Origin of the sequence: Chryseobacterium ginsenosidimutans (genome assembly GCF_039536845.1) — a bacterium.
GTDB classification, from domain to species: Bacteria; Bacteroidota; Bacteroidia; order Flavobacteriales; family Weeksellaceae; genus Chryseobacterium; species Chryseobacterium ginsenosidimutans_B.
This window is the reverse complement of sequence record NZ_BAAAZJ010000003.1, coordinates 478,869-496,609: the sequence shown is the minus strand read 5'-3', so window position 1 is coordinate 496,609 and position 17,741 is coordinate 478,869. Positions and strand designations below refer to the sequence as shown.

The window sequence follows — 17,741 nt, the reverse complement described above, 5'->3', positions numbered from 1 at the left end:
AATGAAAAAACTTCCTTTCGGAAGTTTTTCTCTATAATCATTAAATTATTTAACGTACATCGCTTTTTTGATTTCCTCTTTTACTTTTTCAAGTTTCGGGAACCATTCTGCAAATAGTGCTGCAGAATAAGGCGCAGGTGCATCAGGAGTAGTAATTCTCTTGATAGGAGCATCCAAATAATCAAATGCTTTTTGCTGTACCATATATGTAATTTCTGAAGATACTGAACCAAATGGCCAAGCTTCTTCCAAAATAACCAATCTGTTTGTTTTCTTTACAGACTCTAAAACTGTATCAAAATCTAAAGGACGAACAGTTCTAAGATCGATAACCTCTACAGAAATACCTTCTTTTTCCATATCCTCAGCTGCCTGAATAGCCAGCTTCATGATTTTTCCAAAAGATACCAAAGTAACATCTTTACCTTCTCTTTTAATATCTGCTTTTCCTATTGGCAAGTAATATTCTTCCTCAGGAATTTCCATTTTATCTCCATACATCTGCTCAGATTCCATGAAAATAACAGGATCATTATCTTGGATAGCTGTTTTCAACAATCCTTTCGCATCGTAAGGATTTGAAGGAACAACTACTTTAAGACCCGGAACATTTGCAAACCAGTTTTCAAAAGCCTGAGAGTGTGTAGCTCCCAATTGTCCTGCCGAAGCAGTAGGACCACGGAAAACGATAGGACAATTCCACTGACCACCACTCATCTGACGGATTTTAGCCGCATTATTGATAATCTGATCAATACCAACCAATGAGAAATTGAAAGTCATATATTCTACAATTGGTCTGTTACCATTCATTGCAGCTCCTACAGCAATCCCTGTAAAACCAAGCTCAGCAATTGGTGTATCGATTACTCTCTTGTCACCAAATTCGTCCAGCATTCCTTTTGAAGCCTTATATGCACCATTGTATTCTGCAACTTCCTCCCCCATTAAAAAGATGGATTCGTCTTTACGCATTTCCTCGCTCATTGCCTGTGCAATTACCTCACGAAAAGTATATTCTGCCATATTTATTTGAAAAATTTAGACTACAAAAATAGTGTTTTTTTATTATTTATATACAAAAACGACATCTCATTTGAATGAAATGCCGTTTATTACTTTTATTTAATATAATTAATTAACTTTTTGCCAAGTCTGCGATCTTCCGATGAAAGATAATCCTAGATATCCTCTTACATTCAGGATGTCTCCTTTTCTTGTAACCGTACATTTGTAAGTTTTACCCGTTTTAGGATCTGTAATCGTTCCTCCGGTGAATTCATCGCCATCTTTTTTCAAACCTCTGATGATTTCCATTCCTAAAATTGGTTTGTTTTTTCTGTCGTCTTTACAGTCTACACAATTAGGATTTGCTGGTTTTATCAATAATTGAGAAACTTTCCCATAATACTGATCCCCTTTTTTATAGATTTCTACAATAGATTTTGCCTGTTTCGTTTCATCGTCTATCGTTTTCCATTTACCTTCAATCTGAGCAAATGATAATACGCCAAACAAAGAAAGGACGAGTGTTAATAATAATTTTTTCATATTCTTTATAGTTTTAATTTCAATAAAATATTTTCGTTGTTTAATTACTGTTAAAAATATAAATTAATTTCAAACAAACAAAAATTTTTATTATCCTAGGCATATATAACAATAGATGTACCAATTTCTTAGTATTAAACACTTATTAAATGTTAATACATTTTTCTATTAATGACCCTGTTCATATAATCCTGATACCACGCTTTTGCAATTTGCTTTCCTTTTTGTGCTTCCTCATTCTCCTTCAATTGAGACATCAGATTTTTCTCTAACCCTAGATCTGATTTATCAAAGATTCCTGTAATATCTTTCCCATCAAAACGATAAATATAATTTCCGATAATAAACTGCTCTACAGTGCCATCAGAATTAGCAATAATGGGAGAATATTGTTTGTCACTGACCAGACTTCTTCCCCAGCTTCTGATCTTTTTGTTATAACCTATTAAATCTACCAAAGTCGGATAAATATCGATCTGCTGAGCAAATTCCTGATTTACACCTTTTAAATTATACGCTGGATTTGGAGAATAAAAAATCAACGGAACTGCAAAACGGTTCATCGCTTTTTCATATTCCGGATAATATATTTCATTCGTGTGATCACCCGTGAAAACAAAAATTGTATTATTAAACCAAGGTTGTTTTTTGGCCGTTTCAAAATACTTTTTAATAGAATAATCTGTGTATTGGATAGGTTCGTGCATCTGGTTTTTTCCTTTCTTAAACTTCCCGTTGTATTTTTCAGGAATTTTAAACGGGTGATGCGAAGAAGCCGTAAAAACCGTTGCCATAAAGGGCTGAGTTTCCCCTACATTTTTAGCAAAATACTGTAAAAACGGTTCGTCCCAAATTGCCCACATTCCGTCGAAATCTGCATCATTATTATATTCTGTTTTTCCGAAATAATGTTTAAAGCCTAAAATATTTCCAAAACCCAAGAAACCCATCGACCCATTCGGAGCACCGTGATAGAAAGAAGTATCGTATCCCATTTCATTACAGATTGAAACAATTGACTGAATTTTCTGGTTGGAATAAGGTGAACTTGTAAAGGCGTCCGTCAAACTTGGAATTCCTGCCAAAACAGAGCTCATCCCGTGGATCGACTGCCTTCCGTTGGCAAAAGTATTCGGGAAAATTAAACTTTCATTCGCCAGACTGTCGATAAAAGGCGTGTAGGAAACATAATCTTTAATATTTTTATCCTTATTAAAAGCACCGGAATATTCTCTGCTGAAAGATTCTACAATGAAAATAACAATATTCGGTTTGTCGGTAACTTTTCTGTCATAAACTTTATAAGGCTGAATATTTTCATCAATAAACTTTTCATCCACAAAATGAACTTCTTTAAAACTATTCGTATTCAAGGTTCTGAAAAATGAAAATGTACTGTTCAGAACCATATTTCCCTGAGCCGGAAGTTTTACAAAACGGTTTGCATCTACCAGATTAATTGGTCTTGTGCTATGTTTGAAATCTCCACGAATTCCACCAACTACCAAAACAGCCGTCGCACAAAGCGTAAAAACCGACCATATAAAGTAAGGAATCAGTTTTGTCGGTTTTTGTTCTGTAATTTTCACTTTTTTGTAAAGGAAAATCCAAAGCCACATCAATACAACAAACCATATTAAAACAAAAGGATTTTGAATAACTGAAGAGGTAAAAACCTTGAAAATATTAGATTCATGCTGTGCTACCTGAAACGCAGCAGATGTTAATCTCGTTTGAGAAAATTTAAAGTATACAAAATCTCCGAAATTCATCACGTATGCTATACCGTTCGTGATAAAATACAGCCAGAATAGGATTTTTTGGTAAATTTTCTTTGTATTAATAATAATAGGAATGATACTTAACAAGATAAACAGCGCATTAACATACAAAATTGCCGTAGTATCAAACGCAATTCCGTGATAAGAAAGACTGAAATAATCTGATACCGAATCGATTTTTATCAATCCTCTGTTGAAATACCAGAACAAAAATCTTGCAATCTGATAAAAAAAGTAAGCCAAAAAAATCCTGTACAGCAATATCAGAACTTCCTGTTTTCTAAATTCTTTAAAAAATTTCATCCGCAAATTTACATCAATTTCATATAAAATTAATATAACAATCTAGCAATCCAGAAATGTAACAATAATTGATAGATCGTTAATTTGGTATAGAGTTAAATAGATTTATTGATATAAAGTTTTAATTTTGCAGTTATGAATTTTATTAAAAATAATCTTGCCAACGCAATCACATTAGGAAACCTTTTTTCCGGCTGTATAGGTGCCATACATCTTATTTTGGGTGATTATCAAACGACTGCGATCTGCATCATTCTTTCTTTGATTTTAGATTTTTTTGATGGTTTTGTGGCAAGAGCCTTAAAAGCAAATTCTAATTTGGGCGTTCAGCTGGATTCTTTGGCGGATATGGTAAGTTTCGGGCTGGTTCCGGGATTGACGATGTATGCTGCTCTGGAACCTTTTGGAAAGATTTTTTCAGGAACAGAACTCCCTTTTGAAATTAAATATTTAGGATTATTCGTTACGCTTTTCTCTTGTTTAAGATTAGCCATTTTCAATTTGGACGAAGATCAGAAATATTATTTTAAAGGATTGAATACGCCATCAAATACAATTTTAATTTTCGGATTATATTATGCTTTCAAAGAAAGCCAAAGTTTTGAGTTTTTATTAAATAATGAAGTTCTATTGATTATTTTAACTCTTCTTTCTTCTTGGCTTCTGATCAGTCCGATAAAAATGATCGCTATGAAATTCAAATCGATGAAATTACAGGACAATTATCCAAAATTGGCTTTATTGATCGGTTCAATTATAATTTTGATTATCTTTAAAACTGTCGGAATTCCGATGGTAATTATTTATTATATTTTAATTTCTATTTTGTTTCAGAAACAGCTTAATTAGAAGTTAGAAAAAATACCTTAAAATTTATCAATTAACACATTTTCAAATTATCAGAAATGAATTTAAAATTATATAAACCACTTTGTATTTTTGATCTGGAAACAACAGGAACCAATATCGGAAAAGACAGAATCGTAGAAATCTGTATTTTAAAAGTAAATCCTGATGCTTCGAGAGAGAGCAAAACTTGGAAAGTGAATCCGGAAATGCCGATCCCGAAAGAATGCAGCGAGATCCACGGAATTTATGATGAAGACGTGAAAGATGCACCTACCTTCAGAGAAATCGCTCCAAAAGTGATGGAAATGATTACCGGTGCGGATTTAGGAGGTTTTAATTCTAATCGATTTGACGTTCCTTTATTAGCAGAAGAATTGCTTCGCGCAGACTTTGATTTTGATTTAAATAAATTCAAACTTGTAGATGCACAGACCATTTTCTTCAAAAAAGAACCAAGAAATTTGGGCGCTGCTTATCAATTCTATTGTGATAAGACATTGGAAAACGCACATTCTGCAGAAGCCGATGTAATGGCAACTTTTGAAGTTTTAGATGCGCAGGTTGGAAGATATGAAGATGTTCCGAATGAAGTTGCAGAACTGAGTACTTTTTCTTCTCAAAACAAATTTGCAGATCTTGCAGGAATGATTCATTTTAATGAAAGCGGACATGAAATTTTTGCTTTCGGAAAATATAAAGGACAAAAAGTGAAAGACGTTTTCCAGAAAGATCTTGGATATTACGGATGGCTTCAAAATGCTGATTTCCCATTATATACAAAGAAAGTTTTTACAAAAATTCAATTATCAAGTAAATTTTAAAACATGAGCGAGCTGGTTAAATTTAAATTTTACGAAACGGCTCTTCAAGCCAATCGAGACAAACAAATATTAGCAGAAAGCGGAATCAACAGCTTTATTGCCAATGAACAGCTGATTCAGACTGATTGGTTGCTTTCTCAGGCTGTTGGCGGAATTCAGCTGCAGGTTTTTGAAGAAGATCTGGAAAAATCGAATCAGGTTTTACAGGATTACAAAGAAAACGAAGAATTTTCATTGGAAGTAGAACATACCATTGAAAACCCTGAGTTTGATTTTGTTTGCCCAAAATGTGGCTCTAATCATATTTACAGAGATGACAGCGCAACGAGCTTCTTTGGAATTTCGATTCTGACGAGCCATAAGTTTGTTTGTTATTATTGTGGGAATGAGTTTACGCATTGATAACCTTTAATAGATGCTTCGAGAGCCCCAGTATGACATCTCTAATATTAAACTTTATTTTTGTCATTCCGAACGGAACAAAGTGAAGCTTTGTAACCTAACGCTTGTAACACGGAAATTCCCCTCCTCTGGAGGGGTGGCGAAAATTCTGAAGAATTTTTGACGGGGTGGTTTTAAAACGTAACGATTTTCCTAGCCCCGATTGCAGCGGCATCCTTTTGTGTAGCACAGCGAAACAAAAGATATAGCGGAAAGCGGGAAACAGCTCCTAAAAATAAATCATAAAATAATTGTAAGATTGCTCCTCGCAATGACAAAAAATAAAAAAGAATTATGAAAATAATCTGCATAGGAAGAAATTACAGCGAACACGCAAAAGAATTGGGAAACGAAATCCCTGAAAAACCTGTGATTTTTATGAAGCCGGATACAGCGGTTTTGAAAGGAAATGATTTCTATATTCCGGAATTTTCGAACGATGTTCATTATGAACTGGAGGTTGTCGTGAAAATTTCGAAAGGCGGAAAATATATCCAAAAAGAAACGGCTCATAAAAATTATGAAGAAATAGGTCTGGGAATCGATTTTACGGCACGAGATCTTCAAAGTGAGCTGAAATCGAAAGGTCTTCCCTGGGAGCTGGCAAAAGGCTTCGACGGTTCTGCGGTTGTGGGAAATTTCTTCAAAAAAGAGAATTACAATCTTGAATCTCTAAATTTTTCATTATTACAAAATAAAGAAAAGGTTCAGGATGGAAATACGAAAGATATGATCTTCACCATTAATGATATTATTGCTTTTGTTTCACAATACTTCACGTTGAGAGTTGGTGATCTAATTTTCACGGGAACTCCAAAAGGTGTAGGAAAAGTTGAAGAAAATGACATTCTTGAAGCTTATCTTGAAGATGAAAAAATTCTTGATATCCGAATATTATAAGTAATTTAACATAACTTTTGGCATAATTTTCCTATCTTTAGTAAACAAAGTTAAAGGTTATGATAAATATTGTATTACCCGTAGATTTTGGGGATAAGACAGAGCAGCTTGTAGAAGGAGCGGTAAAATTCGCAAAACAAGTAAACGGTAAAATTTTCCTGATCCATGTTGCACCATCTGATATAGGTTTTGCAATCGGTGATATGGGATTTCAATATTTTCCGGAAGTTGAAGAGAACGAAATAAGAGAAGAATTGGTTCAGCTTAATAAGATCGAACAGAGAATTCTTGCTCATGATGTAGATTGCGAGCATCTTCTTAAACAAGGTATTGCCAAAGATATTATTTTGGATTATGCCAAAGCAAATAGTGCAGATTTCATCGTCATGGGTTCACACGGAAGAAGCGGAATCTATGATGTTTTTGTGGGAAGTTTAACAAAAGGAATTACAAAAGATTCCAATATTCCTGTTTTAGTACTTCCGATTCACGGCTAAAAATAAAGAAAGTTAAATTTTAATCGTTAATAAAAAAGCCGACCAAATAAAATTTGATCGGCTTTTTACTATATAACCAATTAATTAACCTTCTTTTTTGTAGATGTTGGGATCGTAGTAAGGATGCTTGCCTTCCGTTGGAGAATAATATTCTTTGTCTTTATCACCACCCAGTGTCACTACCAATGTATAGCACCAATATGTGAATAGTACACAGCAAACAACAAATAGTACCCAGTTTAAAACATTTCCGAAATTATCAAAGAAACCGAAACTCCATTTGAAAACTTTGCTTAAGAATAGAAAGAAAGACGTCATTATTTTCCTTTTTTAAATTAACTTTGTACAAATTTATAAAAAATGTTTAGATTACTTTCAAAAGAAAGCAATATTTTTTCAATTCCTGTTTATATTGGTTTTCTTCTGTTAATAGTAATAACTTTTAACTTTTTGAATTTCAACACTTATGAGGGTATTATCGCAGGGATTACTTTTTTTGGAATTGCCTTGGGATATTTTTGTTTTCACAGCATTGCATTGAATTATCAGACTCATTTGCCCTTATTTTTATATACATTTTTTATTTTTGGACTTTATCCGGGAAATTTAGATATCGGACTTGCTGTTTCTTTATTGACCAATTCTTTTCTTTTGTTACTTCTGACAAGTACCAATGAAGACATCAGGAAAAAGTCTTATGTTTTAGTAGGTTCTATTGTAGCACTGAATTTTATTTTTCTCCCTACAACATGGCCTATGGCGATTTTTGTGATCATTCATGTCATTGCAACTTCAGAAAGAATAGGATTAAACATTTTCAGATTTTTATTAGGCATAATTTTAATCGTGTTCAGTTATTTTTCTGTCATGTTTTTTATGAATTTTACGACCTGGAATATTGATTATTTCCCTTTTGGAAATATGAAAGTAATAACAGATTATGAAACATTATTACCATTAATTCCGATTGTTATAATGCTGATTTATGCAGTGTATGACCATTTTAAAAATTATAATAAAAAGAGCCCGATAAGCAGATACAAATACACTTTCTTATTGGTATTCTCTGTAGCACAGCTTGTTACTATTATTCTTTATATGAATAAGAGTTATGAATATTTGCTGCTTCTTGCCTTTCCGTCGACAATTATCATCAGCCGGATGCTGAAATTTTTGCCAAAATACTGGATGCAGGAAGTGAGCTTATGGTTGATTATTTTTAGTTTGATTGCCTATAAGGCGATTTATTTATTTTAATTTCTTTAAAAGATTATGATTCAGATAGACGATAAATTGATCTCCGAAGATATTTTTTCTGAAGAGTTTGTTTGCAACCTTTCAAAATGTAAAGGTGCATGTTGTGTGGAAGGAGATGTAGGTGCTCCGTTGGATAAAAGCGAATTGGAAATTTTAGATACTATTTTTGATAAAATTAAACCTTATCTTACTCAAGAAGGTATCAAATCCATTGAAAAAACCGGAACATGGACAACTGATCCGATCGACGGAATGTACGTAACGCCGATGGTTGAAAATCGTGAATGCGCTTACGTGACTTTTGACGAAAAAGGAATTACAAAATGTGGAATCGAAAAAGCCTATGAAGACGGCGCAATTGACTGGCAAAAGCCTATTTCTTGCCACCTTTACCCAATCCGGGTAACAGAATATTCTACTTTTAAGGCCTTGAATTATCATGAATGGAACGTTTGCAGTGACGCCTGTACATTAGGAAAAGAATTACAGGTTCCTATTTACAAATTCCTGAAAACGCCTTTGATCAGAAAATATGGTGAAGAGTTTTACAGTGTTTTAAGTGAAGTTGCCGAAGAATGGAAAAAAGAATATGGCTCTTGATATGTGTGAGAGTTTGAGGATTTTAAAGTTTTAAAATTCTTTATTAAATAACAAAACCGCAGAAGTTTTCTGCGGTTTTTATTTTGATTGAAAAAGTTGATTAGTTTGCTGCACCTGCTTTTATCACAGCAGCTTCTACTTTAGCCTCATCTTTTTTAGTATTTTCCCAACCGTCTTCCGGCATTAATGTCGCTACAATTCTACCTTTTGTAAGATATTTTTTCGCAACATCCTGAAGATCTTTTACCGTTAATGCATTTACTTGATCCTTATAATTTAAGATTTCGTATTTATCACTTCCGTCTAACTGGTTTTTTGTAAGATTACTCATCCAAAACATATTGTCTTTCATTTGGGTATTGTAATCATTCATTTCTCCTTCTTTGTATTTGTCAAGATCTTTTTGCTCAGGACCTTTATCAATTAACTTCTGAAGTTCTGTAATAGCACTTTTTGTCAGTTTATCGGCATTTTCAGGTCCACAAGGGAAACTGATACTGAAGCTGTAATTATTATAAGGAACTTTAGACATTCCCCCTCTGGCTCCACCACCGTAGATTCCGCTTTCGTCTTCTCTTAATTTTTCGATTACTTTAATTGTAGCCACCTCGCCTAAAGCCTCCAAAGCCAAAGCTTCTTTCTGGTTATAAGGTGTTTCTCCTGCATAAGAAATCGTTACCATACTTTTAGGGTCTTTTCCTTTTTTGTATGTTTTTGTGTAATCACCTGTCATCTGTCTGTAACCGGTATCTTTGAAATTCGTAGATTTCCCTGTTGACGGAAGACTTGCAATATATTGTAACACTTCATTTTTAAAGGAAGCTTCATCAATATTACCTATGAAATAGAACTGGAAATTTCCAGCATTTGCAAATTTCTCTTTATAAATATCGTATGCCTTTTTATAATCTGTATTTTCCCATTCTTTTGCCATTGGAATAATCCCGATGAATCTTGGGTTTTTCTGATTCATGAATTTAGCATGCTCACTTGAGAAATAGAATTGCGGATTAGACAATAAATTATCAAGCATTGCAGACTGCTTGGTTTTATATGCGTTAAATGCCTCCGGATTATAATTCAACCCTGTGAAATAAGCATACATAAGCTCCATTGCAGTTCCCAGATCCTTTTTAGTTGTTCTTCCCGAAATACCTTCGTATAAAGGAGTTACAGAAGGATTTACACTTACCTGTTTTCCTGCTAAATAATTGGTAAGATCAGACTTTGATAAACCATTTACTCCAGCTTCAGATAAAGCTGCAAATGCAAACTGAGTTTTGTTAAAATCTGCATCAGGAAGTAAAGAACTTCCTCCCATACTTCTTGCTGAGAAAACAATTTCATCATCTTTAAAATCTGTCTTTTTGAAAGTAACTTTTGCACCGTTGCTCAATGTCCAGGTTGTTGTTCCTAATTTCGCATCCGTTTCAGTTTTAGCAATTTTACCTTCAGATTTGAAAGGTTTAACTAAATTTTTAATGGTCGCTTTTTCCTGATAAGGTTTAAGATCTGCCATTTTTACGCTTTCAAAAGTATTCAACACCATTGCTTCTGTCGGCATCGTCACGTTTTCTTTTTTAGGACCCGTAATTACTACTACTCTGCTGTCGTCTTTTACAAACTTTTTGATGATCTCATTGGTCTGAGCCAACGTTACAGATGGTAAGAATTTCTTTGTATCTTCATATTCCCAGACGATTCCCGGCATTGGTTCCTGCTCCAGAAAGTTTCTTACATATTCATCTACCAAAATATCACTTTCCGTTTTATCACGGTTGTTGTAAGTTCTTTCAATATTAGATAAAACCTGTGCCTTTGCTCTGTCTAATTCGGTTTGAGTAAACCCGAATCTTTTTGCTCTTTCTGTCTCTTCCAAAAGAACTTTCAAAGCACTAAGCTGATTTCCGTCTTTTACCATAGCAAATCCCTGGAAAGCTTCTTTGCTTCTTGCATACGTTCCGCCATGATAAACTGAACCGTACGTAAAAGGAGGATTGGTAGAATTTACCAACTCGCTGAATCTGTTATTCAACATTGTTGAAGTAAGATTTTCGATAATAGTCTGATTATATTGTTCTACCGTAACATCAGGCTGATAAGCTTCAGAATCCTTCATCGTAAACTGCACCATCGATCTCGTTGCATCCGGATCTGTTTCAATGGCTACCAAGGTTTCTTTATGATTCGGTAAATCGAAAACTTTTCTTTCTTTAGGTTTTGAAGGATTTTTATACTTGCTGAAATTTTCTTTAATTTTCTTTTCAACTTCATCTACATTAATATCTCCGACCACCACGATTGCCATAAGATCCGGTCTGTACCAGTCTTTGTGGAATTGTCTTATTACATCGGGCTTAAAATTTTCCAAGACATCTTTTTTACCAATCGGAAGTCTGTTTGCATACTGAGATTTGTATAATAATTTTGGAAGGTATTTGTCTGACATTCTTTTATCAGCTCCCAAACCAAGTCTCAATTCTTCCAAAACAACTCCTCTTTCTTTGTTGATCTGCTCATCAGAAAGTGTAGCATTGAATGCCCAGTCTTCCATTACTTTAAGACCTGCATCAAGATTTCCCGGTTTGTCCAGAGGAACCGGAAGCATGTAAACCGTCTCATCAAAACTCGTATAAGCATTAAGATGCTGCCCGAATTTCACCCCGATTGACTGTAGAAAGTCGACTAGCTTATTATCAGGGAAGTTTTTTGTTCCGTTGAAGTTCATGTGCTCCATAAAGTGAGCCAGGCCTCGTTGGTTTTCATCCTCAAGAATAGATCCGGCGTTGATCGCCAATCTGAAATCTACTTTCTTTTCCGGTAAATTATTTTTTTTGATATAGTACTTCATCCCGTTTGAAAGAGTACCTGTTTTCACAGAAGCATCCATAGGAATATTCTGTGCAAAACCATTTGCAGACATCAGGAAGATCACTGCAAGTGACGAAAACATTTTTTTCATATTGTTTTGATTATTAATTTTTCGGGGTAAAAATATTAATTATTCACCACCAAAGGAAATGTTTAACACTTATTTAAAGTTAAAATTGAGTTAAATATCGTTAAATATTACAATCCCTAATAAACCAATAGGATTTTCGTAATAAACGTATTTGTTTATCAATTATTATTTAATCTATAAATTGTGATTTAAAAAATGTAGAATTTTTTGGAGAATTCGAATTTCGGGACCGAAAGATTTTGGTCAAGGATAATAAACTTTTTTTCATTTTTTGTTTTGTTTTTACAAAAGTATCAATTATTAGAACATACAAATATTTTTTTTCGTTAAAAATAAGTTAAAAATTATTAAATAAATAAAAAAGCCAGACAATGCCTGGCTTTTTTATGTTAAATCATTAGATTCTATTTAAAATCCGCATCAGTAACACCTGAATTAATCGTTACTTTTGTCGTTTTAATAGTAACTTTTTGTCCGTTTCCTTCTGCTTCAATTTCTGATGGGAACTTCATTCCGTCAACAGTCATATAGCTTTTTACAGTAGCATTTCCTTCGTTTGCAGTAGATTTGTATAATAATCCCGTAGAAGCATCAAAATAATGTTTTCCTTTATCAGAAGACAAAACATTATAATCTTTTCCGTCGATTTTCTCAACTGTTACCGTTGGAAAGTTTGCAGCATCGTACCCTAAAGCATCAATAACTTTACTTTTCTTCAATTCTGCAATTTTATCAGCCGGAATATCCATTTTTTGACCTCCCTGTTCGAAATATCCTTTCTCACCATCAAAAAACTGAATCATTTTTTGCCCCATTACAGACTGCTCAGATTTGAATTTATTACCCAGCTTTTTTGTAGTCATGGTAATTTCCATACCTTGTACAGAAAGCGTATTATCAATAATTGTAGATTTTATAGCTTCTAGTTTATCTTTTCCGCCAAGAGCAGAAAGGTAGTTATTAATAACATCTTTAGAAGTTAATTTTGATTTTTCAGCTTCCGTTTTTGCGGGAGCAGCAGTAGTTTTTTGTGCAGCTACCGAAGTAGAAAAAAGTACAGCGCAAAAAAATGGAATGATGATCTTTTTCATATACTAAGTTTAGAAGCGTAAATATATGAATATTGAACGAATAAAATAAGAACGTTTTTCAATAAAAAAACCACCAAAAAAATTGGTGGTTTAAAATATTTACAATTGAAATAAATTACTTTTTAAGTTCTTCTAAAAACTCGTCGTGAGAGATCGCAGTTTCTTTTTTAGTCGCTTTTTCAAGGATTACATCTTTCAGCTTCGTCATAGCAACTTCAGAAGAAATTTGTCTTACCTGCTCCTGGTCTTTCAACATTTCAACAGCATATTTCTGGATTTCCTCATCACCTAAGTGGTGGATTCCGTAGATAGCCAATTGATTTCTTACCAACTGCTCAGCTTGTGCCAAAACATCTGCATAATCTAACTGAATTTCGTTCTCACTCATCAATTTTCCTTCGATGATCTGATATTTCAACTGATTTTTCTCAGATTCAAGAATTTCTTTTGCCTGCTCTTCAGACTGGATATTCTGGTTAGAGAATAATAACCATTTTACTAAGAAAGCTTCAGGAAGTTTTACTTCTTCCTTCTCAGAAACCTGCTCCAATACTTTATTTACAAAGTGTACATCAGCATTTTGCTGGAAATACTCATCTAGTTCAGTCTTTACTTTTTCTTTCAATTCTTCTTCAGAACCGATATTTCCTTCACCATATACTTTATCAAAAAGCTCTTGGTTAAGCTCAGCAAGATTCAAAGAATAGAAATCTTTTACTTTTACCTCAACTTCGTTGTGGTGTAAGTGCTCAACTTCTTCTTTAGAGAATCCTAATTCTTTAGCTAATTCTTCGTCACCAGCAAGAGTTTCTTTAGAAACTTTTACAGACCCGTCCATTTTCAAAGCTTTTACCAATTTGAAAGCTTCTTTATTTTCAGCTGTAATAGTAACGTTCTTTGGATGGTGGTGGTGCTCTCCTTCAGCATCTTCTTCTACAACCTGAGAAATCTCTAAAGCGATGTAAGAATCTTTAGTGATTTTATCTTGAGGAACCTGCTCTGCGAAACGCTTCTGCATGTTTTCAATACTCTTACCAATTTCTTTTTCAGAAGCTTCTACTTTGTAATGAGGAGCTTCATATTTAGCTAGATCTATAGTGAATTCAGGCTCGTAACCTACTTCGAAAGCAACTTCTAATTGCTCAGCATTGTAATCAAGATCGTTTACTGGCTGAGGAACCGGCTGTCCAACTAATCTTAGTTTGTTATCATTTACATATCCGTTCAAAGCATCAGAAACCTGTTTGTTGATTTCTTCGAAAGCAATACCTGCTTCATATTGTTTTTTAACCATACTCAAAGGCACTTTTCCTTTTCTGAAACCAGGAACTTGTGCATTCTTAGCATAATTAATCAATTGTTTCTCAACTTTTTCCTTATAGTCAGATTTTTCCAATGTCACTGTAAGCAATGCACTTACATCATCATGGTTTTTTGCAGTAACCTTCATTATTGATTAAAATTTTAGGTTGCAAAAATATGAAAATTTTATGAAAATCTATCAATTAAAATCAACTTATAACGCCAAATATTGTTAAATAAAAAACCACCGAAAAATTCAGTGGTCTTTGTTAACAAGATTAAAGATATATTAATTAGTAATATTATAATTTGCCTGCGCATCTGTTTCACCTCCGGTCTGTTTTCCGAAAACGATGCCGTTACCGCTTGCTTCAGAATCTTCTGAAACTGTCGCGGGCTCATGATAAAGTGTAAAAATCAACTGGCTTGTTGCAGCCGGGTTTTTAATCGCTTTGTTCACCACCCATTCTGTTTTCAGACCTACACGTTTTCCATCTGCTCTTGTAGAAGAAGCGTCATCTGTACGAGTTAAAACAATATCAGAATTAGGAAAATTGAAAACTAAAAAGTGCTCATCTTTTGCATCTCTGATTTCCTGTGTAGCATCTTCATTTCCATTTTTAAACTCTGCAGTCACCTGATATGTTTTCCCATCCTGCAACTGGATTGCCTGAGCTCCGCCTGCTCCCATACTGTAATTATATGTTTTCACTGTTCCTGCTGCAACATCTTTTACATTCAAAATAATGTTTGTAAGATCCTCCTGAGGAAGGTCATCTTCAGCAGCAGAGCCGTCTCTCTGACAAGAAACAACAGTAATTGTGATGAATAAAACAGCTAATAATTTGATTATATTTTTAGTATTGAATACTTTCATTTTTGTAAAATTTTAAGATTGTAAATTTTGTTTTAATAATTTTCTGAAATCTTTAGAATCTGTATCTAAAGTTTAAAATAAAGTTTCTTCCTGCCTCATCCGAAAAGAATCTCATACGATTGAGATAATCTCTGTACGAAACATCGAAAAGATTATTAACGATAAGACCTGCAGAAAGATTTTTGCTGATGTTAATTCCTGTCTGGATATTCCAAAGAGAATACCCATTTGGTGGAGTACTCAGATCAACTTCTTTTTGCACTTCATCCCCATCTATATAAATAGGAATGGTTGCATTATAAACCGGAAATCTGTTTTGTTTTACAAACGTCTGATTTTCTACCGTAAAGTAGAACTGATTCCAGTTTTCTTTATTGAATTGTAGTGCATTCGAAAAATTCGGGGGCATCATGAGAATCAACGGAACATTATGAGTATCATCTTTTCCATAAACATAACTACCTTTTCCCACGTACGTCAGATTATCCGTAAATTTAAAGTTAACATCCAAGTCTATCCCATACATTTTCGCATCGATCTGCTGATAAGACCAGACCGGAAATACCCCTCTGATCGTATTCTGAACTCCCGTCGGAACTTCATTGATGAAATTTTTAGTGATGAAAAAGTAAGGATTCACAGAAATATTCAAGCCTTTCAACACATTGAATTTTGAATCAACGGTTAAATTAAACTGATGTCCCTGTTCATTTTTCAGTCCCATATCTCCAATTTCAATCACTGATGCAGAATGATGCAATCCGTCTGAAAATAATTCTGCAATATTTGGAGTTCTTCCCACTTTAGCATAATTAAATTTCAAATCAAAACCAGCACTTGGACGATATTCCAGACCCGCGTTGAATGAAAAATTTTCATAATTCAATTGAGGACGTGTAAGAATTCTGTTTTGATCGGTTTTCACATAAAACTGAGGATAAGAATCTGCATATCGACCTTCCCAGTCGCTTTTATCGTACCATTTCGTTACATCATAACGGGTGAAATCATATCTTGCTCCAGCTTCTATATTGAAGTCATGCGAAATTTTATATTTAAAAATCGAATAAATTCCGGCAGCATATTTATCATAATTCGGAATCAAACGTCTTGCTTTTGTCGCCGGATCTGAATAATTATTCTGAAAACTCGCATCAATTCCTGTTTCCAAAGAAAATTTTCCTCTTTCCAGTAAATCATTAAGATTGAACTGATGCGTCATTAATTCAAGATCAAGAGAAGGCGTATCTTTCAATTCACCTCTTCTGATGTCATATTCCTGTCTGTGATTAAACTGATAACTGTATGTCGCAGAAACTTTCCCGATGTTTTCAAATCTCTTAAAAGCGGAAACTTTCGCAATATGATGCTCGATTACCTGTCTCGGATTATCAATATCATAACTAAAATTCCCTGTATAAATAGGAATTTTAGAAGTCGTGGCATTGTAGAAATCTTCATTATTCCCGACATGAGAACCTCTGTAAATCCCGATGTTCTGGTTGGTTAAATAATAATCAAATGAAATTCCTCTTTCATAAGTATTATTCTGAACTGTAAAATTGAAAGACGAAAAATCCATTCCTGTATTCATCAGGTTATAATCCGGAGCATGCTGATCTCCTAATTTTTTGATGCTTCCGCCTGATTTTACAGCCCAGCCGTCTTTCCAGACTTTGGCAATGTCTACATCCAATCCGAGACCTCTTCCGTTAGAAATTCCGGAAAGTCCTACAGAACCTTTGATGGTATCTTTTTTAGGGAAAATCTCAGGTTCCATCACTACTACTCCACCAATGGCATCACTTCCGTACTTCAATGCAGAAGCTCCTTTGATGACATCAATATGCTGAAAATTGTTAATATCAACATTCGGAGCGTGTTCTACTCCCCATTCCTGTTCGGCAAGCTTTACTCCATTATTTAAAATAGAAATTCTGCTTCCGTAAAGCCCGTGAATAATAGGTTTTGATATATTATTTCCTGTCTTCAGCGCAGAAACTCCCGAAATCTTGGTTAATAAATTCCCCAGATTATCGGTAGAATTTCTCTCAATTTCAGATTTATCAAGTGTTTTGATAACCAAAGAACCATTGCTCTTATGATTTCCGTGAATGGTCACGGTTTCGATGTCCTGAATATGATGTTCAAGAACAATCGTCAAATGTAAATCCTGCGTAACTCCTACATTTTCAGTATAATCATTACAATCAGGATGTTTAGCAATGAGTATATATTTTCCCGCAGGAATTTTATCAAAATAAAACTTACCGTTTTTGCCTGTTTTTGTAGAAAAATCTCCAATTCTCACGACTGCATTTTCCAGCATCGTTTTGTCGTGAAAATCCTGAACAGTTCCTTCTACAGCATAAGTCTGTTGTGCGTTTGTAAATGCAAATCCACAAAGGATCAGCATTAAACTATATATCAATTTCATTGTAAATAGATTGATTTCGTGCTTTTTTATGAAGCACATTTTCGTGAAAATTTATGGGTTGGATTTTTGTAC

The 17,741-nt window shown here is 34.0% G+C and carries 16 protein-coding genes; 7 read left to right on the top strand and 9 right to left on the bottom strand.

Annotation, left to right across the window (positions count from 1 at the left end):
- Positions 1-45 precede the first annotated feature (45 nt).
- The 3 genes from ABD745_RS02290 to ABD745_RS02280 all read right to left on the bottom strand — a co-directional run bounded on the left by ABD745_RS02290 (position 46) and on the right by ABD745_RS02280 (position 3,635).
- Positions 46-1,026 (bottom strand): pyruvate dehydrogenase complex E1 component subunit beta, encoded by a 981-nt coding sequence (locus ABD745_RS02290; protein ID WP_047399626.1) that lies wholly within the window; start codon positions 1,024-1,026, stop codon positions 46-48.
- Positions 1,027-1,134: 108 nt separating this feature from the next.
- A complete protein-coding gene (locus ABD745_RS02285; protein ID WP_344824555.1) occupies positions 1,135-1,551 on the bottom strand; it encodes a DUF2147 domain-containing protein in 417 nt (138 codons plus the stop codon).
- Positions 1,552-1,703: 152 nt separating this feature from the next.
- Positions 1,704-3,635 (bottom strand): LTA synthase family protein, encoded by a 1,932-nt coding sequence (locus ABD745_RS02280; RefSeq protein WP_344824552.1) that lies wholly within the window; start codon positions 3,633-3,635, stop codon positions 1,704-1,706.
- A 135-nt stretch (positions 3,636-3,770) separates the two neighbouring features.
- Here ABD745_RS02280 and ABD745_RS02275 point away from each other — a divergent pair, with 135 nt between their 5' ends.
- From ABD745_RS02275 to ABD745_RS02255, 5 genes are all read left to right on the top strand, one after another.
- Positions 3,771-4,484: a CDP-alcohol phosphatidyltransferase family protein gene (locus tag ABD745_RS02275; protein WP_344824549.1), complete on the top strand. Its 714-nt coding sequence runs from the start codon at positions 3,771-3,773 to the stop codon at positions 4,482-4,484.
- Between the two features lie 56 nt (positions 4,485-4,540).
- On the top strand, positions 4,541-5,305 hold the full coding sequence (locus tag ABD745_RS02270; RefSeq protein WP_344824546.1) for an exonuclease domain-containing protein: 765 nt from the start codon (positions 4,541-4,543) through the stop codon (positions 5,303-5,305).
- Positions 5,306-5,308: 3 nt separating this feature from the next.
- Entirely contained in the window at positions 5,309-5,707 is a 399-nt protein-coding gene (locus ABD745_RS02265) for a putative signal transducing protein (protein ID WP_344824543.1), read from the top strand.
- Between the two features lie 333 nt (positions 5,708-6,040).
- Positions 6,041-6,646, top strand: coding sequence for a fumarylacetoacetate hydrolase family protein (locus tag ABD745_RS02260; RefSeq protein ID WP_344824540.1), 606 nt, complete (start codon positions 6,041-6,043; stop codon positions 6,644-6,646).
- Positions 6,647-6,705: 59 nt separating this feature from the next.
- Positions 6,706-7,143, top strand: coding sequence for a universal stress protein (locus ABD745_RS02255; protein WP_344824538.1), 438 nt, complete (start codon positions 6,706-6,708; stop codon positions 7,141-7,143).
- A gap of 84 nt (positions 7,144-7,227) precedes the next feature.
- Here ABD745_RS02255 and ABD745_RS02250 read toward each other — a convergent pair whose 3' ends face one another.
- A complete protein-coding gene (locus ABD745_RS02250; RefSeq protein WP_047399618.1) occupies positions 7,228-7,461 on the bottom strand; it encodes a DUF6341 family protein in 234 nt (77 codons plus the stop codon).
- Positions 7,462-7,503: 42 nt separating this feature from the next.
- Between ABD745_RS02250 and ABD745_RS02245 the strand changes: the two genes are divergently transcribed.
- Both ABD745_RS02245 and ABD745_RS02240 read left to right on the top strand, forming a co-directional pair.
- Entirely contained in the window at positions 7,504-8,400 is an 897-nt protein-coding gene (locus ABD745_RS02245; protein WP_344824533.1) for a DUF6427 family protein, read from the top strand.
- 15 nt (positions 8,401-8,415) lie between these two features.
- On the top strand, positions 8,416-9,000 hold the full coding sequence (locus tag ABD745_RS02240; RefSeq protein ID WP_344824531.1) for a DUF3109 family protein: 585 nt from the start codon (positions 8,416-8,418) through the stop codon (positions 8,998-9,000).
- Between the two features lie 100 nt (positions 9,001-9,100).
- Here the strand turns inward: ABD745_RS02240 and ABD745_RS02235 are convergent, their stop codons facing one another.
- The 5 genes from ABD745_RS02235 to ABD745_RS02215 form a co-directional block, all read right to left on the bottom strand.
- Complete coding sequence (locus ABD745_RS02235) at positions 9,101-11,962, bottom strand: M16 family metallopeptidase (RefSeq protein WP_344824528.1); 2,862 nt, start codon at positions 11,960-11,962, stop codon at positions 9,101-9,103.
- Positions 11,963-12,366: 404 nt separating this feature from the next.
- Positions 12,367-13,053: a hypothetical protein gene (locus ABD745_RS02230; RefSeq protein ID WP_344824525.1), complete on the bottom strand. Its 687-nt coding sequence runs from the start codon at positions 13,051-13,053 to the stop codon at positions 12,367-12,369.
- A gap of 115 nt (positions 13,054-13,168) precedes the next feature.
- Entirely contained in the window at positions 13,169-14,503 is a 1,335-nt protein-coding gene (locus ABD745_RS02225) for a trigger factor (RefSeq protein WP_344824522.1), read from the bottom strand.
- Positions 14,504-14,644: 141 nt separating this feature from the next.
- On the bottom strand, positions 14,645-15,232 hold the full coding sequence (locus ABD745_RS02220) for a hypothetical protein (RefSeq protein WP_344824519.1): 588 nt from the start codon (positions 15,230-15,232) through the stop codon (positions 14,645-14,647).
- A gap of 52 nt (positions 15,233-15,284) precedes the next feature.
- Positions 15,285-17,669, bottom strand: a complete 2,385-nt coding sequence (locus tag ABD745_RS02215) for a TonB-dependent receptor (protein ID WP_344824516.1) — start codon at positions 17,667-17,669, stop codon at positions 15,285-15,287.
- Positions 17,670-17,741 lie beyond the last annotated feature (72 nt).